Origin of the sequence: Microbacterium meiriae (assembly GCF_040686935.1) — a bacterium.
Lineage (GTDB): Bacteria > Actinomycetota > Actinomycetes > Actinomycetales > Microbacteriaceae > Microbacterium > Microbacterium meiriae.
Map to the genome: position 1 here is coordinate 353,683 of NZ_JBFBMF010000004.1, position 21,922 is coordinate 375,604.

The following is a 21,922-nucleotide window of genomic DNA, read 5'->3' on the forward strand; positions in this document are numbered from 1 at the left end:
ATGAACCGATGCATGTGCATGCATATTCCCGGAGGTCGGTTCGCGTCAGTCCAGGAGGTTGCGGGAGGCCGCGTCGGCGAGCGCGGCGCGGACGGCGCGGATCGAGGGGGCGTCCGCGGACACCCGCCGCGCGGAGGAGAAGATCTCCCGGCGCGGTTCCTGCGGGAGCGGGGCGAGGTCGACCGTCGGGGTGTCGCCTGCCCACACGAGCTCGGGGAGGAGCCCGACCGCGAGCCCGGCGTGGATGAGCCGGACGTGCGCGGTGAGGTCGGCGAGCTCGAAGCGCACGTCGGGCTCGAACCCGGCGGTGCGACAGAGCTGCTCGGCCCACGCGCGGGACGCCGTGCCGGCAGGCTCGAGCACCCACGGCTCCGCGCGGGTGGCCCACAGGGCGGCGACGGGGTCGGCAGCTCCCGCAGCTCCGGGGCGCCGGGCGAGGGCGATGGCGTCGTGGGCGAGCACGACACGGTCGAGGTCGGCGTGGATGGGGCGTGTGCGCCCCGGATACTGCTCGGCGAGGATGAGGTCGTAGTCGCGGCTGGAGACGCCCACCAGGCCGGATTCCGGGTCGCGCTCGGTCACCTCGACGCGCAGGGCGGGGTGGCGCTCGCCGAGGGCCGCGAGGGCGCGGGGCAGCAGGGAGTGCGCGGTGGACTGGAACACCGCGAGGCGCACGGTTCCGGTCACCTCGGTGAGCGACTCGGCGACGGCGACCTGGGCGTGCTCGAGCTGATCGAGGATGCCGATGGCCTCGGCGACCAGCACGTTCCCCTGCGGCGTGAACTGCACCCCGCGACCGACCCGACGCAGCAGTGGCACCCCGACATCACGCTCCAGTGCGGCGAGCTGTTGGGACACGGACGCCTTGCTGTAGGACAGCGCGTCGGCCACCGCGGAGAGCGTGCCGCGGCGCGACAGTTCCACGAGCAGACGCAGGCGGTGGACGTCGAGCACGACGGTTCCGATCGTTCGGGATGAGTGAACAGAATCCACTCGAATCGGTTGATAGACGGAGCCTACTGGCTGGCTGGACAATGATCCAGCCGCACACGACACCCGGGTGTGCGAGGCCGAGGAAGGTACCCCCGCCCCATGACCGTCATCGACGACACCACCCCCCGCACCGAAGAGGTCGCCGCGCTCGTGCAGCGCTGGCTCGCCGAGAGCGAGACCCACCCGGTCGAGCCGGCCGCCCAGCGCCTCTCCGAGGTGCTCAAGGACCCGAACGGACTGGACTTCACCGTCGGCTTCGTCGACGGCGTCATGCGTCCGGAGGACCTGCGGGTCGCCGGCCGCAAGCTCGCCGAGCTGTCGGACATCACGCCCACGCTGCTGCCCGGCTACCTCCGGGCCGCCATCAAGGCCGGCGGGTTCTGGGCGCCGAAGCTCCCGAACGTCGTCGTCCCGATCTCGCGGCGCGTGCTGCGGGCCATGGTGGGCCACCTCGTGCTCGACGCCACGCCGTCCAAGCTCGGCCCGGCCATCGCCAAGCTCCGCAAGACCGGCAACCGGCTCAACCTCAACCTCCTCGGCGAGGCCGTGCTCGGCGAGCGCGAGGCGGGCCGCCGACTGCAGGGCACGTACGACTTCCTCGCCCGCCCGGACGTCGACTACGTCTCGATCAAGGTCTCGAGCGTCGTCAGCCAGCTCTCCATGTGGTCGTTCGACGAGGCCGTCGCCGACGTCGTCGAGAAGCTCACCCCGCTGTACCGGCTCGCGGCGAAGGCCGAGGCGAAGGGGGCCCGCACCGGGACGCAGAAGTTCATCAACCTCGACATGGAGGAGTACCGCGACCTCGACCTGACGATCGCGGCCTTCACGAGCATCCTCGACCAGCCGGGCCTGGAGGACCTCGAGGCGGGCATCGTGCTGCAGGCGTATCTCCCGGACGCGCTCGGCGCCATGCAGCGGCTCCAGGAGTGGGCGGCCGCGCGCCGCGCCAAGGGCGGAGCGCCGATCAAGGTGCGCGTCGTCAAGGGCGCGAACCTCGCGATGGAGGAGGTCGACGCGAAGGTGCACGGCTGGCCGCTCGCGACCTACGGCACCAAGCAGGACTCCGACACGAACTACAAGCGCGTGCTCGACTGGGCGATGACGCCCGAGCGGCTCGACGCCGTGCGCATCGGCGTCGCCGGTCACAACCTCTTCGACATCGCGTACACGTGGTTGCTCGCGAAGGCCCGTGGTGTGACCGGCCCTTCGACAGGCTCAGGGACCCAGGGGGGCGCGGCCTCAGGGACCCAGGGGCAGAAGGGTGCCCTCGTGGAGTACGAGATGCTGCTCGGCATGGCGACCGGGCAGGCCGAGGCCGTCCGCAAGGACGTCGGCCGTCTCCTGCTCTACACGCCGGTCGTGAACCCGGCGGAGTTCGACGTCGCCATCGCCTACCTCGTGCGGCGCCTCGAGGAGAACGCGAGCCCCGAGAACTTCATGTCGGCCGTGTTCGAGCTGGCCTCGAACCCGACCCTGCTCACCCGCGAGCGGGAGCGCTTCGAGCGCTCTCTCGCCGCGCTCGTCGCCGACCCGTCGGTGCCGGGCCCGAACCGCACGCAGGACCGCACGGCTCCGCGTACCGAGAACACGACGGACGGCTTCGCGAACGAGCCCGACACCGATCCGGCGCTCGCCGCGAACCGCGCCTGGGGCCGGGAGATCCTGCAGCGCTCGGTCTCCTCGACGCTCGGCCGGGACGCGATCGCCGCGGCCCGCATCGAGACCGACGCCGAGCTGGACGCCGTGTTCGCGGCCGCCACGTCCGCCGCCGAGACCTGGGCGGCGCTCCCCGCCGCCGAGCGCGCCGCCGTCCTGCACCGCGCGGGCGACGAGCTCGCCGCCCGCCGTGGCGAGCTGCTGGAGATCATGGCGCACGAAGCAGGCAAGACGATCGCCGAGGCCGACCCCGAGGTCAGCGAGGCGATCGACTTCGCGCACTACTACGCCGAGCGCGCGAAGGATCTCGAGGCCATCCCCGGCGCCGAGTTCGTGCCGTCGAAGGTGACCGTGGTCACGCCGCCGTGGAACTTCCCCGTGGCGATCCCCGCCGGCGGGGTGCTGGCCGGCCTCGCCTCCGGATCCGGCGTGATCATCAAGCCCGCGAAGCTCACCCAGCGGTGCGGCGCCGTGATGGTCGAGGCGCTGTGGGCCGCGGGCGTCCCGCGCGATCTGCTCGCCCTCGTCGACCTCGCCTCCCGCGACCTCGGCACCCGCCTGGTGGCGAGCCCCCAGGTCGACCGGGTCATCCTCACCGGGGCCTACGAGACCGCGCAGCTCTTCCGCTCCTTCCGGGCCGACCTGCCGCTGCTCGCCGAGACCAGCGGCAAGAACGCGATCATCGTGACGCCGTCGGCCGACCTCGACCTCGCCGCCGCCGACGTCGCCCGCAGCGCGTTCGGCCACGCGGGGCAGAAGTGCTCGGCCGCGTCGCTGGCGATCCTCGTCGGGTCGGTGGCGGACTCGAAGCGCTTCGAGCGGCAGCTCGTGGACGCCGTCACCTCGATGCGCGTCGGGCTTCCCGACGACCCCGCCACGCAGATGGGGCCGATCATCGAGCCCGCGAACGGCAAGCTCCTCACCGCACTCACCACTCTCGACAAGGGTGAGCGCTGGCTCGTGGAGCCCCGGAAGCTCGATGACGAGGGGAAGCAGTGGACACCGGGGGTGAAGACCGGCGTGCGCGAGGGCTCGTACTTCCACCTCACCGAGTTCTTCGGACCCGTGCTCGGCATCATGCACGCGAAGGACCTCGACGAGGCCATCCGGCTGCAGAACGCGGTCGACTACGGCCTCACCGCGGGGCTGCACTCGCTGGACTCCGCCGAGGTCGCGACCTGGCTGGACCGCGTCGAAGCGGGCAACCTGTACGTGAACCGAGGCATCACCGGCGCCATCGTGCAGCGCCAGCCCTTCGGCGGCTGGAAGCGCTCGGCCGTGGGCGCCGGGGCCAAGGCCGGAGGTCCGAACTACCTCTTCGGTCTGGGCGAGTGGCGTGCGGGCGAGCTGCCCGCCGCGGCTCCGGGGGCGGCGGTGACCCCCGCGGTGACCGGGCTGCTGGAGGCCGCTGCTCCCGAGCTCGACCCCGCGGGCATCGAGTGGCTGCGCCGTGCCGCGGCCGCCGACGAGCGCGCGTGGACCGACGAGTTCGGAGCCGTGAGCGACAAGTCCGGACTCGGCGTCGAGCGCAACGTGTTCCGGTACCGTCCCGTGGCCGTCGACGTCCGCATCGCCGACGACGCGCCGCTCGCCGAGGGGGTCCGCGTGCTCGCCGCTGCCCTGCGCAGCGGCAGTCCGTTCACCGTGTCGGCCGCGTCGTTGCCGTCCCGCGTGGAGAAGGCGCTCAAGGCCCAGGGCGTGAGCGTGAAGACCGAGTCCGATGCCGCGTGGACCAAGCGCTCCGCGAAGGGGGCCCGGTCGTGGCAGCGGGTGCGGCTCGTGGGCGGCGACGCCGGCGCGCTGCACACGGCCCTCGACGGCAGCCCCGACGTCGCGGTGTGGTCGCACGCCGTGACCGGAGCGGGCCGGGTGGAGATGCTCCCGTTCCTGCACGAGCAGGCCGTGTCGATCACCAACCACCGCTTCGGCAACCCCACCACGCTCTCGGAGGGCCTCCTCTGACGCCGAGACCCCGGCTACAGGTCGAGACCCCCTGCTGCACGCGCGTGCAGCAGGGGGTCTCGGCGCGAAAGCGGGGTCTCGGGAGTCAGCCGCGCAGAGCCTCGGAGAGCTTCACCCGCGAGCCCATCCGGAGCAGGGAGTTCTCGTAGATCTTCGCGCCGACGACGATCGCCGCGACGCAGCTCGCCAGGAGGATCGCGAGGCTCAGCAGCGGCTCCCACCACTGCGCCTCACCGACGAAGAGACGCATCGGCATGCCGACCGGAGCCGAGAACGGCACGTACGACATGATCGTCAGCACCAACGGGTTGTCGTTGAACACGATCACCAGCACGTACGGCGCCATGATGAGCATCGTGATGGGGGTCGTCGTCGAGCCGATGTCCTCCTGGCGGGAGACCATGGAGGCGGCCGCCGCGAACATCGCCGCGAGCAGGATGAACCCGAAGAGGAAGAACACCGCGAACCAGATGATGGGGGCGCCGAGGGTGGTCAGAACCTCGCGTTGACCCGTCACGATGAGGCCGATGGTGGCGACGGCCGCGAGGGCGAGGATCTGCCCCATCGCGAGCACCGTGTTGCCGATGACCTTGCCGGCGAGCAGGGTGCGCGCGGGGATCGCCGACAGCAGCACCTCGACCACCCTGGTCTGCTTCTCCTCGACCACGCTCTGCGCGATGGTGCCGCCGAACGTGGCCGCGGCCATCATGAACACGAGCCCGAACGCGATCGCGATGAAGTAGCGCAGCAGCGGGTTGGTGGTCACCGGCTCGAGGATGACGACCTCGGGCGAGAGCGACAGCCCGGACACGAGCGACCCGGGGGCATCCTCCAGGGCGACGATCGTGTAGCCCGCGGCGTTGTCGCCCGCGAGCACCGCCGCATCGACGTCGCCCTCGCGGACCAGCTCCTCGGCCTCGGCGCGGGAGGCGACCTCGGTCACCTCGACGTCGGGCAGGGCGGACACGGCGCCCGCGGTCTCCGAGGTCACGGCCACCGGCATGGCGTCGTTGTTCTGGCTCGCGAAGCCGCCGAACAGCACGCCGGCGAGGGCGATGAGCAGCAGGATGCCGGTCGAGATCAGGAACGCCTTGCTGCGGAGCTTGGAGCCGATCTCCCGCTCGGCGACCAGCCAGATACCGTTCCGCGCGGGGGTCGAGGTGTTCACTGGATGACCTCCTTGAAGATCTGGGCGAGGGAGGGGTGCTTGGGTGCGAAGCTCGCGACGTCGCCGCGCGCGACCGCCGACTGCAGCACACGCTGCGCGGTGTCGGGGCCGTCCGCGTCGAAGAGCGCGTAGCCGCCCTCGAAGTCGACGACCGTGACCCCGGGCTCGGTGCGCAGCCACCCGGCGTCCCCCGCGGAGACCAGCTCGTACCGGTCGCGGGCGTGCTCGGCGCGGAGCCCGTCCCGGGATCCGGCGGCCCGGATCGTGCCGCCGGCGAGGATGACGAGGTCGTCGCAGAGACGCTCGACCACGTCGAGCTGGTGCGAGGAGAAGAGGATCGAGGCGCCGCGGGCCGCGCTGGCCTGCAGGACCCCGGCGACGACGTCAACCGCGAGGGGGTCAAGGCCGGAGAAGGGCTCGTCGAGGATCAGCACCTCGGGGTCGTGCACGAGCGACGCGGCGATCTGCGCGCGCTGCTGGTTGCCCAGTGACAGCGACTCGATCGTGTCGTCGAGGCGCTCGCCGAGCCCGAGCTCCGTGAGCAGCGCGGTCGCCCGCTCCGTCGCCTCCGGCTTGCTGAATCCGTGCAGGCGCGCGAGGTAGACGATCTGCTCCAGGACCTTCATCTTCGGATACAGGCCGCGCTCCTCGGGCATGTAGCCGAAGCGGCGGCGGTCGCTGGTGGTGAGGGGCGCCCCGTCGAGGTCGACCCGTCCGCCGTCCGACGACAGCAGGCCGAGGATGATGCGCATGGTCGTCGTCTTGCCGGCGCCGTTGCCGCCGACGAAGCCGGTGAGGCGGCCCGGCGCGACCGTGAACGACACGTCGTCCAGCACCCGGCGGCTGCCGTAGCTCTTGGTGATGCCGGAGAGTTCCAGCAGTCCGGTTGTCATGTCGTGGTGCTCCGTCCGAAGGTGATCCGCATGACCTTCACGCTATTGAGCACGGACGGGGCGGGGCATCCCCCGCAGGGGGGACCGTGGCGGATCAGCCGCGGGGCGGACGGCCGGCGTGCAGCACCGTGCGCACGAGCAGGCCGGCGACCAGGGCCCAGAACGCGGCGCTGACCCCGAGCACCGCGATGCCGGAGGCGGCGACGAGGAAGGTGACCACTGCGGGGAGGCGTTCGCCCGGATCGTCGATCGCCTGCTGGACGGCCGCTCCGAAGGCGCCGAACAGCGCCAGCCCCGCGACGGCAGGGATGACCGCCGTCGGGGCGAGGACCACGAGGGTGGCGAAGGCGGCGGAGAATGCGCCCAGCACGAGGTAGGACGCTCCGGTCGAGACACCGGCGAGCCAGCGCCGGGCGGGGTCGGGGTCGGCGTCGGGGGACGCGGCGAGGGCCGCGCTGATGGCGGCGAGGTTGATCGCATGACCGCCCGCCGGAGCGCCGAGCGCCGTGCCGAGACCGGTCACGAGCATCGCCGGACGCCACGGGACCTCGTAGCCGAAGCTGCGCATGATCGCGATACCCGGCACGTTCTGCGACGCCATGGTCACGATGAACAGCGGCAGCGCGATGCCGACCAGGGCCCCGACCGTGAAGGCCGGCATCGTCAGCTCGAACCGCGGCAGGAGGACAGCCGGGTCGACGGGGGTCCCGGCGGAGACCAGCGACACAGCGACGACCGCGGCCGCGGCGGCGAAGGCCAGCGGCACGGCCCACCGGGGAGTCAGTCGCGCGAAGAGCAGCCAGGTCAGCACGACCGGGAGCACACCCCACGGGTTCGCGACGACCCCGGTGATCGGCGCGAGGCAGAGCGGCAGCAGCACCCCTGCCAGCATGGCCTGGGCGATCGACGGCGGGATCCGGGCGATCAGGGCGCCAAGCGCGGGCCAGAGCGCCGTGAGGAGGATGAGGGACGCCGTCACGAGGAAGGCTCCGACGGCGGCGGGCCAGCCGCCCTCGACGCTGCCGGTCGCCACGAGCAGTGCGGCACCGGGGGTGGACCACGCGGCCGTGATCGGCATCCGGTAGCGCCAGGCCAGCACGATGCAGGCGAGCCCCATCGCGAGGCTCACGGCGAGGAGTCCGCTGGCCGCCTGCGCCGCCGACGCACCGACGGCGTCGAGTCCCGTGAGCACCACCGCGAAGGAGCTCGTGAACCCGACCAGTGCCGTGACGATCCCGGCGACGATCGGACGGGTTACGGGGACGGCGGCGGGCATGGCTCCGAGAGTATCGCGGGGGAGCGGTCCGCCTCCGGTCAGGCCAGCCCTATCCGATGCGCGAGCACGACGGCCTGCACGCGGTCCCTGGCGCCGAGCTTCTGGAGGATGCGGGAGACATGCGTCTTCACTGTGGCCTCGCCGATGAACAGAGCCCGGGCGATCTCGGCGTTGCTGCGGGCGTCGGCGAGCAGGGTCAGCACCTCGGCCTCCCGCTCGGTCAGCGGCTCCGCGAGTACGGCCGTCGCGGGCGCTTTCGCCACCGCGCGGGCGGGAGCGGCGCCGGCTTCCGGGGTCGCTCCGGCGAAGCGGGTGAGGACGCGGCGGGTCACCTCGGGCGCCAGCATGCCGTCCCCGGCCGCGAGAGCGCGCACCGCGGAGATGAGATCCTCGGCGCCCGCGTTCTTGAGGAGGAATCCGCTCGCGCCGGCTTCGAGCGCCTGATAGAGATAGTCGTCGCGGTCGAACGTCGTCACGATCGCGATCGCGGCGCCCACCGACGGGTCGGCGACGAGGCGGCGCGTCGCCTCGATCCCGTCCATGTCGGGCATCTGCACGTCCATCGTGATGACGTCGGGGCGCAGCGCGGGGGCCTGCGTGACGGCCTCGGCTCCCGTCGAGGCCTCGCCCACGACGGCGATGTCGGGCTGGGTGTCGAGGATCGTGCGGAATCCCGCGCGGAGGAGGGCGTGGTCGTCGACGAGGAGCACCCGGATCGGCGCGGTCATCGTGCGCCCTCCGGCACGGCCGTGCCGAGCGGCACCCGCGCCCGGACCCGCAGACCCCCGGCGACGCGCGGAGTGACCTCGACGGTGCCGCCGGAGGCCGCCGCGCGCTCGCGCATCCCGAGCTGTCCGAGACCGGGTCGCAGCTGGGCGATGGCGCGGCCGGTGTTCACGACCTCGACCTCCACGCCGTCGTCGTCGTAGCGCACGCGCACGTCCGCGGTCGCCCCCGGTCCGGCGTGCCGACGGGCGTTGGTCAGCGATTCCTGTGCGATCCGGTACAGGTTCACGGCGACGAGCGAGGGAACGGGCACCGGATCGCCGATCACGGTGTACGCGGTGGGGAGACCCGCCTCGGTCGATGCCTGCGCGAGCGCCGCGATGTCGTCGAGGGAGACGGTCGACGCTGACTCGGTCGTGTCGCCGCCGGGAGTGCGCAGCGTCTCCAGCAGCTGGCGCAGCTCCTGGATCGCGTCCCGCGCGGAGGACTCGATCCCGGAGAGGATGCGCGCCGACTGGGCGGGATCGCTCTCGAGCACGAGGCGCGCGGCGCCCGCCTGCACGCCCATCACCGACACGTGGTGGGCGACGACGTCGTGCAGCTCCCTGGCTATCCGCACCCGGTCGAGGGCCACCGCCTGCGCCGCGGTGACCTCGCGCTCGCGCTCCAGTTCGCGGGTGCGCTCCTCCAGCACGGTGCGCTGCTCGGCTGCCGCCCAGGAGCGCTCGCCGAAGTAATAGGCACCGCCGAAGTACAGGGCGTTGAGGAGGATTTGGATGAGCATGAACGCCACGTAGGGCGACATGGCCCCGGCGACGACGTCCGCCTTGTCGGCCTCGCTGATGGCGTCGCGGTACATGGTGATGAGGAGCCACACGAACATGCCGACGATGATGGCGACGCGGACGACGAGGGCCTTCCGGCGATCGTTCATCCAGGCGCCGACCGTGTAGAGCGCGATGAACATCGCGATATTGCCGACGTAGATCTCCGGTACCCGGATCGTCACAGCCGTGAAGTAGGCCAGCGACACCACGACGGCCACGGTGCCGGGCCAGCGTCGGCGGAACCCGAGCGGCGCCGCCACGACGACGGCGTAGACGAGCGCGGTCCACAGCGGAGCCTGCTCGTCGCCGTAGACCTGGGCGATGGAGGAGAGCGCAGCGCTGAGGATCGCGCCGACGAAGAGGACGAGCGCGAGGAGGAGGTCGCCGCGCTGGTCGCGCAGGGTCGGCGTCCGGGTGAAGGCCATCCCTCCACCGTAGGGCGGGGGCTGTCGCGCGGCATCCCCCGTGCGACGGAGACCGTCGCCTGTGATCTGCCTATTCCTTTCCGATGCGTCGATCGTCTACCTTCGGAGAAGGCGTTGCCGCGGGATCGGCAGAGCTCGAGGTCGACCGCGACAGCACCGGGCTGCGCCGGCCTCCTCCGGAGGGTGGGGACATGGCGCGACGACGCGCGTTCATTCGGTCGATCATGGGTGGGGCCGCGGCCCTCGCACTCGCACTGGGCGGCGCAACCGCAGCCGGTGCCGCGTCAGGGGGGTCCCTGGCGGGGACGGTGACGGCGGAGGCGGACGGTTCGCCTCTCGCGGGCGTCACCGTCTCGGTGTCGACCGACGACTTCTCGGTCGTCGAGTCCACGACGACGGATGCCGCCGGATCGTACCTGGTGCCTGACCTCCCGGCGGGGGAGTACGTCGTGGCGTTCGACGCTACCGGCACGGAGTTCGTCTCCGAGTTCTGGGATGGTGCGCCGACGCGCGAGGCCGCGCAGCGTCTCCCCGTGGTCGAAGGAGATTCCCTCGTCGGGGTGGACGCGACCCTCGCGCTCGGCGGGGCGATCGCCGGCACGGTGATGCGGCAGGCGGACGGCTCTCCGCTCGAAGGCGTGACCGTACGGGTGGATTCCGCGGATTACTCCATGTCGATGTTCGCGTCGACGGACGCGGACGGTACCTACCGGGTCGCCGGTCTCCCCGAGGGTGACTACCGCGTCCGGTTCGAACCCGCGGACCCGGCCCTCTCCGCCGAGTTCTGGAAGGACGCCTACGACGAGAGCAGGGCGAGCGCCGTCCGTGTCACCGCGGGACAGAGCGCCGAGGGAGTGGATGCTTTCCTCGCCGAACTCGGCGTCATCCAGGGGACGATGACGTTGGCCGCCGATGGTTCGCCCGTACCCGGATCGGTGACCGCCAGCGACGCGGCGACAGGGTTCACGCTGCAGGCGGATGTCGCGTCGGACGGGTCCTACGCCCTCACCGTCCCGCCCGGGCAGTACGTCGTCGCGTTCGTTCCCGACGGTGGACGGGGCATCTCCGAGTACTGGGAGAACGCGCGGCGGGAAGAGGACGCGACGACGATCGCCGTGGCCCAGGGACAGATCGTCGAGGACATCGACGCGACGCTTGAATCGAGCGGGATGATCACGGGTGTGGTGCGGACGTCCGGCGCGCTCTCCGATGACGCGATCGTGGAGGCGTACCGCGGGGAGATCCTCGTGGGCATGGCTTATACGCAGCAGGACGGCTCCTACCGCCTTGCTGTCCCCGCCGGCACGTACGTGGTGCGTGCCACGGCGAACGTGTACGACTCGAGGTTCGCTCCGCAGTTCTTCGACGGAGTCGCGACCAGGGCTCAGGCGACCCCCGTCGTGCTCACGGCGGGCGGCGACCGCGCGGGAGTGGACTTCGACCTCCTCCCGGGTGGCGCGATCGGCGGCACGGTGTCGACCGTGGGCGGCGCCGAGGTCTCCGGGGCGACTGTCACGGCACTGCTCTGGACAGCGTCCGGATGGCAGGAGGTTGCCGCACTCGACACGGAAGGGGCATTCGTCTTGGGTGGGGGAGCCGCCCCCGAGACCTCGGGCGGCTCGCTGCCCGCGGGGGTCTATACGCTGCGGGTGGAGATGCCAGGCTTCTGCACCGCCTACCTCGGCGGTGCGGAATCTCTCCTCGGGGCGGACACCTTCCGTCTGGAGTCCGGCGCGGTCCTGTCGGGACGGGATGTGGTGTTGTCCTCGGAGTGCACGGCACCGCAATCGCCTCCCGCGCTGGCCCTCTCTCAGGACTCGATCCTCGCCGGGGAAGCGCTGAAGATCTCAGGGTCCGGATTCGCGCCCGGAGAGGCCGTCATGCTGGAGCTCCGCTCGCAGCCGACCGAACTCGGAGAGCTGGTGGCGGGGATCGATGGCGCGTTCTCGGATGATTTCCGCATTCCGGCGGGGTTCCCTGCGGGAAGTCACACGGTGGTCGCGCTGAATCGGCAGGGGGATGTGGTGGCGAGCGCGGCGTTGGCGGTCGTGGCCGGTGCCTCGGGCGGAGCGGTGACGCCACCCCAGGGCCAGGACGACCTCGCTGCCACCGGAGGCGAGCTCCCGTCGTTCGCCGTGGTCATGGCCGCCGCACTCCTCCTTGCGGGAGGAGTGCTGCTCCGACGCCGTCGGCGGCACGGCTGAGAAGGCGGGCGGAGGTCTGCCAGGATCAGGTGTGACCTCCTCGCCGCGCCCGCGCCTGGCACCGCTCTACCTCGCCGGGTTCACCACCGCGTTCGGCGCGCACGGCATCGCCGCGGCCCTCGGCGCCGAGACCGAGGACATCGGTTGGACGCTGCTGGCGTTCGGTTTCACGCTCGCGCTGTACGACCTCGCCGAGGTGTTGCTGAAACCGCTCTTCGGCGCCCTCAGCGACCGGGTCGGCGTGCGGCCGGTGATCGTCGGCGGGCTGCTGGTCTTCGCCGCGTTCTCGGTCGTCGGAGCTCTGGCCCCCGGCATGGTCGGTCTCGTGATCGCGCGCTTCGGCCAGGGAGCCGCGGCCTCCGCGTTCTCGCCGGCCTCGTCCGCTGCGGTGGCGCGGTTGACGGACGGGGCGTCGCGTGGCCGGTACTTCGGGCGCTACGGCTCCTGGAAGAGTCTCGGCTACGCCCTCGGCCCGCTGCTCGGCGCGGTGCTCGTGGTCGTGGGAGGGATCCCTGCACTGTTCTGGGCCCTCGCCGTGCTCGGACTCGCGGCAGCCGGATGGGTGCTCCTCGCCGTCCCCGCCGTGCCGGTGCTGCCCCGGAAGCGGGTGACCCTCGTCGACCTCGGACGGGAGCTCCTCGCCCCGGGGTTCCTCGTCCCGACCCTCGTGCTGGCGGCCACCACCGGTGCGCTCGCCGTGGCCGTGGGGTTCCTCCCGCTGCTCGGGCGACAGGCCGGGCTCGGCACGGTGGGCAGCATGGCGATCGTCACAGTGCTGGCGATCGTGTCGAGCATCATGCAGCCGTTCGCCGGCGCGGCGCATGACCGCGGTCGGCTCTCCGTCCGTCTCGGGGCGGTCGGCGGACTGCTCCTGATCGGCCTCGGCATCGGGCTCACCGCGCTGTGGGGGACGCCGATCGTGCTGTGCGTCACGGGCGTGCTGGTCGGCGCCGGGGTGGGCCTGGCGACGCCGGTGGCGTTCTCGCACTTGGCGGCATCGACGCCCGCGGAACGCATGGGACGCACGATGGGCAGTGCGGAACTGGGCCGGGAGCTGGGCGACGCGGGTGGCCCGTTGGTCGCCGGGGCCGTGGCGACGGCGACGGTGCCGGCGGTCGGAATCGGCGTCATCGCGGTGCTCACGGCGGGAGCCGGGGCCGTGGCGCTCCTCGGTCTCCGACTGCCGCGCGTCGACGCGCGGCCGGACCAGAACCGGGCGAACGGACACGACGGCGAAGGTCGGAAGTATGAAGCGACATGAAGAGCCCCGAGTGCAATACGATCCAGTACTCAGTACTACAACTTCATTCTGAAGCACTGTGGAGAGATCGCGTGCAAGTGAATAAAACCGTGCTGTGGGGAGTAGTGGGGGCGGGGGTGGCCATCTTCCTCGTGGTGATATGCGCGGTCTTGGTCATTCCTGCTCTCACGAAGACACCGGGGCCCGGCGATCAGTTCGAGTTCCCGATCAGCTGGCAGCGATCGAAGGACCCAGACGTCCCGGATGCCGCCAACACAACCATCGAGCTCTACGCGGACGGAACTGCCCAACTGTCGGGAATCTCATTAGGGCACATCGAAACGTCTGCTGACGCCCGGCTTTGTGTCGCTGACGCCAGCGAGGGAGATGCTGGCGATGCGCGTTGGGAGGTGGACGACGACGGTGTACTTCACGTTCGTAGCGTCGACGGAGAAGCGGTCTTCCTGCCTGGGGCAGGACGGTTCTCGGGCTCCGACTGGTCCGAGCTTCGCGAACCGTTCTGTGACGAGACCTTCGTTGACTTCAGTCCATCGCGGGATGAAGCGGAGGATGCTGCCGCACGGCGTGTGCGGGGTAGCAGTTCTCCGATGGCACCACCTATGAGCTTCGCTCCCGGGACTGCACGTGTCTGCTGAGTCAGTGATTGGACCGACACTGATCGTGATCGGGCTTGCCCTGATGCTCTTCCGCAGGTCTGTTTCCCAGATCTTCCATCACGGCGTGGAGAGGATGTACGGGGAGCCGTTAGCTGATGATGCGATGCCGCCCGGGAGGACGCCGATGAGGATGCTCATCGTCGGGATACTCTTCATCGGCTTTGGCATCTTCACTCTCGTCGGCGCACTTCTGCGGTAGCGGTGGCACAACGCTGACGTGGTGGTTCTCGAACCTTGGAGGGGACGGTGAACGTGCAGCCGGTGGCGAACGCGACGGGTACGACCACCCGCATGCTCCGCCCGCAATATCGATGTGTCGGGTGAATCGATTTGTCAGGTATTCGCCCGAGAGGCGATAGCCCGATAGCCGAGCAGGCGCTCGATCACGCGGGCCACGCCGTCCTCGTCGTTGGTCGCGGTGGTCTCGTCGGCGGCCTCCTGCACGACGGGTTCCGCGTGCGCCATCGCCACGCCGTGACCGGCCCAGCGGAGCATCTCGACATCGTTGAGGGCGTCTCCGAACGCCACGACGTCGGAGCGATCGATGCCGAGGTGCGTGCAGAGGCGCGCGAGTCCCGTGGCCTTCGTGACGCCCTGCGCCATGACCTCGACGAACGGGGCGCCGGACAGCGTGGCCTCGAAGCCGGTGAGCCCGAGGGACCGCAGGGTCTCGAAGAGTGCGGCGGGCGCGAGCTCGGGGTGCCGGACCACGAGTTTGAGCGTCGGCGCGGCCAGCACCTCGTCCAGCGGGACGCCGCCCATCGTCGCGGGGTCGCGCTTGTGGTCGGACAGCTGCGCGATCGCCGCGTAGCCGTGCTGTGCGATGAACGTCTCGCCGCCCTCCCGGACGCTCGCGAAGAGCAGGCCGGGAACGCTGGCGCGCAGCGCGTCGGCGAGAGTGCGAAGGGTCGCGGGCGGCAGTTCCTCGGCGAACAGCATGCGGCCCTCGGTGAGATGCGTCGCGTACGCGCCGTTGCCGCACAGCGCCCACCCGTCGAATCCGGCGTCGGCGGCGATCACGCGAAGGCCGATGGGCTGGCGGGCGGTGACCGGCACCACCGCGACACCGGCGTCCCGCGCGGCATCGAGCGCCGCACGGGTGCGCGGCGACACCGCGGATGAGCTGTCGAGCAGCGTGCCGTCGAGGTCGGTCGCGATCAGCCGCACGGGAGGGGTCCCTGAGCCTGTCGAAGGGCCTGAGCCTGTCGAAGGGTCAGGAGAAGATCATCGGCAGGTCGTCGTCGGCGTCGTCGCCGCCGAAGTCCACATCGACCACCACGGGCACGTGATCGCTGGGCTGCTCACCCTTGCGCTCATTGCGGTGGATCGACGCGCCGGTGACGGCATCGGCGAACGTCTTCGAGCCGAGGATGAAGTCGATGCGGATGCCCTCGTTGCGCGGGAACTTCAACCGCTGGTAGTCCCAGTAGGTGTAGCCCTCGGGGAGCAGCGGGCGCACGACGTCGGTCACGCCCGCGTCGGTCAGCGCGAAGAACGCGTCGCGCTCGGCGGGGGAGACGTGGGTGGAGCGGCCGACCACGATGTCGGGATCCCCGTTGTCATGGTCGAACGGGATGATGTTGAAGTCACCGACGAGGGCGAGCGGAAGGTCGGGGTTCGCCGACAGCTCGGCCGCGGTGGACCGCCTGAGTTGCTCGAGCCAGTGCAGCTTGTAGGCGTAGTGCGGGTCGTCGAGCGAGCGGCCGTTGGGCACGTACAGGCTCCAGACGCGCACGCCGTCGACCATGACGCCCAGGGCGCGCGCCTCCTGCGGGGCATCCGGGCCCTCGTGGCCCTTCGCGAACCCGGGCATGCCGTCGAAGGCGGTGCGCACGTCGGTCACGGGCAGCCGGCTCGCGATCGCGACGCCGTTCCACTGATTCAGGCCGTGCACCTCGACGTGGTAGCCGGCCTCCTCGAACGGTGCATACGGGAACTGCTCCGGCTTGCACTTCACCTCCTGCATCGCGAGCACGTCGATGTCTTCACGGACGGCGAACTCGACGGTGCGGGTGACGCGGGTGCGGATGGAGTTGACGTTCCAGGTGGCCAAGCGCATGCGTCCAGCCTAGGGTGTGCCTCCTACACTGGATGCCGTGACCGCACTCGACGCAGACCGCCGGACCCTCCTCGCCCTCATCACGGACGAGGCGGTGTTCCACGGCGATTTCACCCTCTCCAGCGGCAAGAAGGCGACGTACTACGTCGACATGCGCAAGCTCACCCTCGACCACCGCGCCGCCCCGGCGATCGGCCGCATCATGCTCGACCTGATCGCCGATCTCGACGTCGTCGCCGTCGGCGGTCTGACGCTCGGCGCCGACCCGATCGCGAACGCCGTCCTGCATGCCTCGGTCGGCACCGACCGTCCGCTCGACGCGTTCGTCGTGCGGAAGGAGCCGAAGGACCACGGCCGCGGTCGCCAGATCGAGGGCGCCGACGTGAAGGGCAAGCGCGTGGTCGTGCTGGAGGACACCTCGACCACCGGGCAGTCCGCGCTCAAGGCGGTCGAGGCGCTCCGCAAGGAAGGCGCGGAGGTCGCCGCCGTCGCGGTGATCGTCGACCGCAAGACCGGCGCGCAGGCCGCCATCGAGGCCGAGGGTCTGGAGTGGCGCGCGGCCTTCGACCTCGACGACCTCGGGCTCGACCCGCAGTGACCCGCTACGCGCTGGCCGTCGATGTGGGCGGCACGAAGATGGAGGCCGCCCTCGTCGCCGACGACGGCGCGCTCGTCCCCGGCAGCCGCAGCCGGCAGCCCACCGGCCGTGAGGCGACGTCGGTGTCGTTGACGGCGGCGGTCGACGCGATCGTGCGGCATGCGCTCGCGGCCCTTCCCGCCGACGCGGAGCTCGTCGGCGCCGGGATCGGCAGCGCGGGTCCCGTGGATCGGACCCGCGGTGAGATCCTGCCGGTGAACATGCCCCTCGCGCGGGGTTTCGGCCTCGTCGACGCGGTCGCCCGTGCGGCCTCGACCGCACTCGGCCGGGAGGTCCCGGCGGTCCTGGGCCACGACGGCGGCGCGCTCGCGCTCGCGGAGTCGTGGCTGGGGGCGACGCAGCAGGCGGGAGCCTCGTTGTCGATCGTGGTGTCCACCGGCGTCGGCGGCGGTTTCGTCGTCGGCGGTGCGTATGTGCCCGGGGCGAGCGGCAACGCCGGGCACCTCGGCCAGGTGCGCCGCGAGGGCGGGCTCACTCTCGAGGAGATCGCCTCCGGACCTGCCAGTGCCGCCTGGGCGCGGGAGCAGGGCTGGTCGGGCGCGACCGGGGAGGACCTGGCTCGGGATGCCGCAGCCGGTGTCGCCGTCGCCCGTGCGGCGATCGAGCGCTCGGCCCGCGCCGTCGGGGAGGCGCTGGCCGATGCCGCCACCCTCGTCGACCTCGATGTCGTCGCCATCGGCGGCGGCTTCTCGCGGGTGTCGGCGGACTACATCGACCTCGTCCAGCAGGCTCTCACCGCCAGCGCCGTGCACGAGTACTCCCGTCGCACCCGCGTCGTCCGCTCGGGCCTGGGCGACGAGGGGCCGCTGATCGGCGCCGCCGCCCTCGTCCTGCGCTGACGGGAGTGTCAGCCCCCTGACACGAGCAGGTGTCGCGGGGGCCCTTCGAGCCGGGCGACGGCGATCTTCAGGTCCGTGACGTCCGCCGCCACCGCATCGATGCGGGCGCCGAGCTTCTCCTCGACGGTGTCGATGCGGGCGCCGAGCTTCTCTTCGACGGTGTCGATGCGGGCGCCGAGCTTCTCTTCGACGGTGTCGATGCGGGCGCCGAGCTTCTCTTCGACGGAGCCGATGCGCGCGGAGAGCCGGTGGTCGACGGTGCCGAGACGCTCGTCGATGCGACGGATCATCCACGCCCCTGCCGCGAACAGGCTCGCGCCGAGGGTGAGCACGACGCCGATCGCGCTGACGATGATCGTGAGGGTGTCCGCGGACACGGTGCTCCCTTCCTCGGTGCGGGTGTGGCTTCGACGATACGTGGTCGCCGTGCGGGCGCCGGTCGGAATTCCGGCATCTGTGAAGAGGTCGCGTGCAGGCTCGATGGGGGAGGAAGAGTGCGTCACCGCAGTGCCGGGACGGCGCGCCCCGAGCGTGACGCCACGAGCATCAGCACGGGGATGACCGCGCACAACACGGCGGACACGAGGAACGTGACGCTCGACGCCGGGTCGCGCCCGATCAGCAGGACGAGCGTCGGGACGAACGTGCCGCCGACCGCGCCGCAGGCCACGAGCGCCCCGGTGACGGCGGCGCTGCGGGCCGGATCGAGTCGGTCGAGCGCGAGTCCGAGGATGAGGCCGTAGCTCGGGGCCAGCAGGACCACCACCACGGCCAGGATGAGCAGCGCCGCCACCGGCTGCTCGCCGAGGAGCACGCCGGCGAGCACCAGGAGGACGGCGGCAGCCCCCGTCGCGGTCGCCAGCAGGGCGAGCGGCGGAACCGCCGCGCGTCGGAGAGCGGCGGCGCCGAAGCGGCCGACGGCCATCAGCGCCCAGAAGGCGGAGGTGCCGAGGGCGGCGGTGGCGGGCTCGATCGCGAGCGCCCGCTCCGGGATCACGGCCGACCAGCCCGACAGGACGGTCTCCACGCCGACGTAGAGCGGCAGAGCCAGCGCGAAGGGGAGGAGGACGAGCAGGGAGCGTGCGTCCCGTCGCGCCGGGGCCTCGGTCGAACGGGCGAGAGTGGTGGCGCCGGCGAGCACCGCGACGGTCGCCAGGGGTACGGTCGCGAGCAGCGCCAGGGCCGGACGGGCGCCGGCCCCGAGCGCCACCACGAGCGGTGTGACGGCGGCGCACACGGCGACCGTGCCCATCAGGGCGCTCAGCACCCCGGTCGCGCTCCCCGTGCTGGCGGCCTTGGCTGCCACGGAGCCCGCGGCCTCGACGAGACCGAACCCGAGCCCCGCGAGCGCGGCGGCCGCGATGAAGACGCCCGGATCCGTCGCGAGGGCGACACCGACGATGGCGACCGCCTGCAGGAGGCTGCCCAGCACGAGCGTCGTCCGGGGCGGTCGGCGCACCAGGAGCGGACCCGACAGCAGCACGCCCACGAGGAGTCCCGCGAAGAGGACGGGCACGGCGGCACTCAGGTCGGCGTCCGTCGCGTGCTCTGCGGACGGAAGGACGGCCGGGACGAACGCCGCGGTCACGCCGAGGCCGCCGAACGCCGTGAACAGCCCGACGCGGAGTCGGCTCGCGCTCATCTCAGGCACCGCCCGCGCGCACGTGATGCACGGCGGCGAAGGTGTCGCGGAGGGCCTCCATCGAGCGATCGTAGTTGGACTGCGCGACCCCGATGAAGATGCAGTCGACGACCATGAGCTGGGCGATCCGGCTGCCCAGGGCCCCAGAGCGGAAGCCCGTCTCGCGCGCGGCGGTGGTCAGCACGATGTCGGCCTGACCGGCGAGCGGGGAGCCGGCATGGTTGGTGATGGCGATGGTCGTCGCGCCCGCCTGCCGGGCGAGCAGGAGGAACTCGATGGTGTCGGTCGTGGCGCCCGTGTGCGAGACGGCGATCGCGACGTTCCCCGGCCCGAGGGTGGCGGCCGAGGTCCAGGCGGCGTGCGGGTCGGACCACTCCAACGCCGTCCGCCCGATCCGGGTGAGCTTGCGCTGGAGGTCGAGCCCGACGATGGAGCTCGCCCCCACGCCGAAGATGTCCACCCGGGAGGAGGAGGTGATCGCCTCGACCGTGGCGCGGAGCGCGTCGGTGTCGAGCACCTTGGCGGTGTCGGCGAGGGAGAGCGTCTCGGCGAGCGACACCTTCGCGACGATGTCGGCGAGGGTGTCGTTGCGGTCGATGTCGCCGGACACGGCGGGGAGCGCGGCGGTGTCGAACGTCTCGCGCTCGACCTCCCGCAGCACGTGGTTGCGCAGCTCGCGCACATGCTCGTACCCGAGTCGTTTGCAGAACCGCACGACGGACGTGGTCGAGGTGTCGCAGCGGTGCGCGAGCTCCGCGACGGAGAGCCCCGCGGTTCCGGCGGGGTCGGCGAGGAACAGGTCGGCGATGCGCTGTTCGCTCGGACGGAGTTCGGGGCGGAGGGCGCGCATCCGCACGAGCACGAGGTGGGTGCCGGCATCGTCGCGGGCGGCATCGTGGGGCATGGGGTCTCCGATCGGTGTTCATAACACTAGAGGAACTTCTGTTACACGCGTAGGTACTTTCGTGTACTTTTGGTACTTACCCAGACCGACGATGTTCGCGGGGCATCAGGCAGCACCGCCTGATCCGAGCCAGGGCGACGCGGTCCCAGCCAGGAGGAAACAGCAATGAGCACAGCACGGTGGGCGTCTCTCGGCGCCCTCACCGCCACGGGCCTCGCCGCGGCGCTCGTCATCACCGGGTGTTCCGCACCGGCGTCGAACCCGTCCGACACCGGATCCGGATCCGCCGGCGGCGACCTGGTCATCGGCGTCACGAGCGATCCCGACACCCTCTTCCCGTGGAAGGCCACCCAGTTCCAGGCGGTCAACGTCCTGCAGAACCTGTACGGCACGCTGACCGAGTTCGACGAGGAGCTCAACGTCGTCCCCGGTCTCGCCGAGTCGTGGGACGTCTCCGAGGACGGCCTCACGGTCACCCTCCACCTCCGCGAGGGCGTCACGTTCGCGGACGGCAGCGCCTTCGACTCCGCCGACGTGAAGTACTCGCTGGACGCGATCGCCGATGAGGCGACCGCTGCCGTGGCCGCGAGCTCCCTCGCCTCGGTCGCCGCCGTCGAGGCCACCGACGAGAGCACCGTCACCCTCACCCTCAGTGCCCCCGATGCCGCGCTGCCCGCGAACCTCGCCGTCATCAACATGGCGATGCTCTCGTCGGACGACACCGAGGAGGCGCTCAACACCACCCCGAACGGCACCGGCCCGTTCGTGCTGGAGGACCGGAAGGCGAGCCAGTCGCTCACCCTGGCCAAGAACGAGGACTACTGGGGCGACACCGCGCTGCTCGACACCGTCGAGTTCCGCGTGATCCCCGACGAGTCGTCCATCGTCTCGGCGATGCAGTCCGGCAACGTGCAGCTGGCCGTGTTCGACGACCCGCTCGTCGCGCAGACGGCCGAGGGCGCGAACGTCGAAGTCGCCACCACCCCGCAGCTCAGCTACCACGCCCTGCAGCTGAACGCGCAGCGCGGCGACCTCGCCGACGTGAACGTGCGCCTCGCGATGCAGTGCGCGATCGACCGTCAGGAGGTGCTCGACACCGCCGCGCTCGGCGAGGGCGAGGTCACCGGTCCGATCACCTCTCCCGCGTTCAAGTCCGACCCCGACGCGCGCCCGTGCCCCGAGCGTGACCTCGACAAGGCGGCCGAGTACCTGAAGAAGGCCGGCAAGGAGGACGGCGTCACCGTCAAGACGATCGTGTCCCAGGGCGAGTACGCCACCTCCGTCAACGAGGCGCAGAACCTCAAGGCGCAGCTCGCCGACGCGAACATCACGCTCGACCTCGAGGTGCTCGAGTCCGGCGCGTTCGTGGACCGCTGGATCGCGGCCGACTTCGACGCCGCGGTCGCCCTCAACGGCGGACGCCCGGACCCGGACGGCATGTACGGCCGTTACTTCACCAGCACCGGCAACCTGAACCAGGTCGCGGGGTACTCCTCGCCCGAGCTCGACGCGCTCTTCGCCGAGGGACGCGAGACGGCCGACCCGGAGAAGCGCAAGGACATCTACGCGCAGGTCTCCGAGAACCTCGAGGACAACGCCGCCTGGATCTGGCTGTTCACCAGCTACACCTACACCGCGACGGCCTCGACCGTCGACGGCTTCACCCCGATGGCGAACGGCTCGCTGCAGTACCTGCGGACCACCTCCATCCAGTAGTGGAACGAGGGGGCGCGGACGTCCGCGCCCCCTCGCCTCCCCGACGACAGGCACCCC

Annotated in this window: 19 protein-coding genes; 8 read left to right on the forward strand and 11 right to left on the reverse strand. The window is 71.4% G+C overall.

The window, feature by feature from the left end; all coding sequences use genetic code 11:
• Window positions 1-45: 45 nt before the first annotated feature.
• Window positions 46-954, reverse strand: coding sequence for a LysR family transcriptional regulator (locus tag AB0P08_RS14990; protein WP_315636519.1), 909 nt, complete (start codon window positions 952-954; stop codon window positions 46-48).
• Between the two features lie 138 nt (window positions 955-1,092).
• Here AB0P08_RS14990 and AB0P08_RS14995 point away from each other — a divergent pair, with 138 nt between their 5' ends.
• The gene (locus AB0P08_RS14995) at window positions 1,093-4,611 is read left to right on the forward strand and encodes a bifunctional proline dehydrogenase/L-glutamate gamma-semialdehyde dehydrogenase (protein WP_363590375.1); all 3,519 of its coding nucleotides are present in this window, start codon (window positions 1,093-1,095) and stop codon (window positions 4,609-4,611) included.
• 85 nt (window positions 4,612-4,696) lie between these two features.
• Here the strand turns inward: AB0P08_RS14995 and AB0P08_RS15000 are convergent, their stop codons facing one another.
• From AB0P08_RS15000 to AB0P08_RS15020, 5 genes are all read right to left on the reverse strand, one after another.
• Window positions 4,697-5,779, reverse strand: a complete 1,083-nt coding sequence (locus AB0P08_RS15000; protein WP_363590376.1) for an ABC transporter permease — start codon at window positions 5,777-5,779, stop codon at window positions 4,697-4,699.
• On the reverse strand, window positions 5,776-6,660 hold the full coding sequence (locus tag AB0P08_RS15005; protein WP_187664243.1) for an ABC transporter ATP-binding protein: 885 nt from the start codon (window positions 6,658-6,660) through the stop codon (window positions 5,776-5,778). The genes AB0P08_RS15000 and AB0P08_RS15005 overlap by 4 nt, the downstream gene beginning before the upstream one ends.
• Before the next feature lie 106 nt (window positions 6,661-6,766).
• A complete protein-coding gene (locus AB0P08_RS15010; RefSeq protein ID WP_363590377.1) occupies window positions 6,767-7,948 on the reverse strand; it encodes a benzoate/H(+) symporter BenE family transporter in 1,182 nt (393 codons plus the stop codon).
• A 38-nt stretch (window positions 7,949-7,986) separates the two neighbouring features.
• Window positions 7,987-8,676 (reverse strand): response regulator, encoded by a 690-nt coding sequence (locus tag AB0P08_RS15015; RefSeq protein WP_363590378.1) that lies wholly within the window; start codon window positions 8,674-8,676, stop codon window positions 7,987-7,989.
• Complete coding sequence (locus tag AB0P08_RS15020) at window positions 8,673-9,926, reverse strand: sensor histidine kinase (protein WP_259953838.1); 1,254 nt, start codon at window positions 9,924-9,926, stop codon at window positions 8,673-8,675. The genes AB0P08_RS15015 and AB0P08_RS15020 overlap by 4 nt, the downstream gene beginning before the upstream one ends.
• A gap of 191 nt (window positions 9,927-10,117) precedes the next feature.
• Between AB0P08_RS15020 and AB0P08_RS15025 the strand changes: the two genes are divergently transcribed.
• The 4 genes from AB0P08_RS15025 to AB0P08_RS15040 are packed head-to-tail and all read left to right on the forward strand — an operon-like array spanning window position 10,118 to window position 14,246.
• Complete coding sequence (locus tag AB0P08_RS15025) at window positions 10,118-12,130, forward strand: carboxypeptidase regulatory-like domain-containing protein (protein ID WP_363590379.1); 2,013 nt, start codon at window positions 10,118-10,120, stop codon at window positions 12,128-12,130.
• Between the two features lie 31 nt (window positions 12,131-12,161).
• A complete protein-coding gene (locus AB0P08_RS15030) occupies window positions 12,162-13,391 on the forward strand; it encodes an MFS transporter (protein WP_363590380.1) in 1,230 nt (409 codons plus the stop codon).
• On the forward strand, window positions 13,388-14,026 hold the full coding sequence (locus AB0P08_RS15035) for a hypothetical protein (RefSeq protein WP_363590381.1): 639 nt from the start codon (window positions 13,388-13,390) through the stop codon (window positions 14,024-14,026). Before AB0P08_RS15030 ends, AB0P08_RS15035 begins: the two co-directional genes overlap by 4 nt.
• A 25-nt stretch (window positions 14,027-14,051) precedes the next feature.
• Window positions 14,052-14,246 (forward strand): hypothetical protein, encoded by a 195-nt coding sequence (locus AB0P08_RS15040; protein ID WP_280619853.1) that lies wholly within the window; start codon window positions 14,052-14,054, stop codon window positions 14,244-14,246.
• A gap of 134 nt (window positions 14,247-14,380) precedes the next feature.
• Here the strand turns inward: AB0P08_RS15040 and AB0P08_RS15045 are convergent, their stop codons facing one another.
• Window positions 14,381-15,214 carry a Cof-type HAD-IIB family hydrolase gene (locus tag AB0P08_RS15045; protein ID WP_363590382.1) on the reverse strand — a complete coding sequence of 278 codons (834 nt, stop codon included), beginning with the start codon at window positions 15,212-15,214 and terminating at the stop codon, window positions 14,381-14,383.
• Between the two features lie 46 nt (window positions 15,215-15,260).
• A complete protein-coding gene (locus tag AB0P08_RS15050) occupies window positions 15,261-16,106 on the reverse strand; it encodes an exodeoxyribonuclease III (protein WP_363590383.1) in 846 nt (281 codons plus the stop codon).
• Window positions 16,107-16,143: 37 nt separating this feature from the next.
• Here AB0P08_RS15050 and pyrE point away from each other — a divergent pair, with 37 nt between their 5' ends.
• Window positions 16,144-16,704 (forward strand): orotate phosphoribosyltransferase, encoded by a 561-nt coding sequence (pyrE, locus tag AB0P08_RS15055; RefSeq protein WP_363590384.1) that lies wholly within the window; start codon window positions 16,144-16,146, stop codon window positions 16,702-16,704.
• Window positions 16,701-17,603, forward strand: coding sequence for an ROK family protein (locus tag AB0P08_RS15060; RefSeq protein WP_363590385.1), 903 nt, complete (start codon window positions 16,701-16,703; stop codon window positions 17,601-17,603). The genes pyrE and AB0P08_RS15060 overlap by 4 nt, the downstream gene beginning before the upstream one ends.
• Window positions 17,604-17,611: 8 nt before the next feature.
• Here the strand turns inward: AB0P08_RS15060 and AB0P08_RS15065 are convergent, their stop codons facing one another.
• The 3 genes from AB0P08_RS15065 to AB0P08_RS15075 all read right to left on the reverse strand — a co-directional run bounded on the left by AB0P08_RS15065 (window position 17,612) and on the right by AB0P08_RS15075 (window position 20,149).
• Window positions 17,612-17,980 (reverse strand): hypothetical protein, encoded by a 369-nt coding sequence (locus AB0P08_RS15065; protein ID WP_363590386.1) that lies wholly within the window; start codon window positions 17,978-17,980, stop codon window positions 17,612-17,614.
• A gap of 122 nt (window positions 17,981-18,102) precedes the next feature.
• Window positions 18,103-19,245 carry an MFS transporter gene (locus AB0P08_RS15070; protein WP_363590387.1) on the reverse strand — a complete coding sequence of 381 codons (1,143 nt, stop codon included), beginning with the start codon at window positions 19,243-19,245 and terminating at the stop codon, window positions 18,103-18,105.
• 1 nt (window position 19,246) lies between these two features.
• On the reverse strand, window positions 19,247-20,149 hold the full coding sequence (locus tag AB0P08_RS15075) for a MurR/RpiR family transcriptional regulator (protein ID WP_363590388.1): 903 nt from the start codon (window positions 20,147-20,149) through the stop codon (window positions 19,247-19,249).
• A gap of 165 nt (window positions 20,150-20,314) precedes the next feature.
• On the opposite strand from AB0P08_RS15075, the gene AB0P08_RS15080 reads away from it, so the two are divergent.
• Window positions 20,315-21,865, forward strand: a complete 1,551-nt coding sequence (locus AB0P08_RS15080; RefSeq protein WP_025104907.1) for an ABC transporter substrate-binding protein — start codon at window positions 20,315-20,317, stop codon at window positions 21,863-21,865.
• Window positions 21,866-21,922 lie beyond the last annotated feature (57 nt).

Excerpts from the sequence above, each read along its gene's own strand:
- AB0P08_RS14995 (WP_363590375.1), top strand. The coding sequence starts at position 1,093 with ATGACCGTCATCGACGACACCACCCCCCGCACCGAAGAGGTCGCCGCG.
- AB0P08_RS15010 (WP_363590377.1), bottom strand. The coding sequence starts at position 7,948 with ATGCCCGCCGCCGTCCCCGTAACCCGTCCGATCGTCGCCGGGATCGTC.
- AB0P08_RS15015 (WP_363590378.1), bottom strand. The coding sequence starts at position 8,676 with ATGACCGCGCCGATCCGGGTGCTCCTCGTCGACGACCACGCCCTCCTC.
- AB0P08_RS15020 (WP_259953838.1), bottom strand. The coding sequence starts at position 9,926 with ATGGCCTTCACCCGGACGCCGACCCTGCGCGACCAGCGCGGCGACCTC.
- AB0P08_RS15025 (WP_363590379.1), top strand. The coding sequence starts at position 10,118 with ATGGCGCGACGACGCGCGTTCATTCGGTCGATCATGGGTGGGGCCGCG.
- AB0P08_RS15035 (WP_363590381.1), top strand. The coding sequence starts at position 13,388 with ATGAAGAGCCCCGAGTGCAATACGATCCAGTACTCAGTACTACAACTT.
- AB0P08_RS15050 (WP_363590383.1), bottom strand. The coding sequence starts at position 16,106 with ATGCGCTTGGCCACCTGGAACGTCAACTCCATCCGCACCCGCGTCACC.
- AB0P08_RS15070 (WP_363590387.1), bottom strand. The coding sequence starts at position 19,245 with ATGAGCGCGAGCCGACTCCGCGTCGGGCTGTTCACGGCGTTCGGCGGC.
- AB0P08_RS15075 (WP_363590388.1), bottom strand. The coding sequence starts at position 20,149 with ATGCCCCACGATGCCGCCCGCGACGATGCCGGCACCCACCTCGTGCTC.
- AB0P08_RS15080 (WP_025104907.1), top strand. The coding sequence starts at position 20,315 with ATGAGCACAGCACGGTGGGCGTCTCTCGGCGCCCTCACCGCCACGGGC.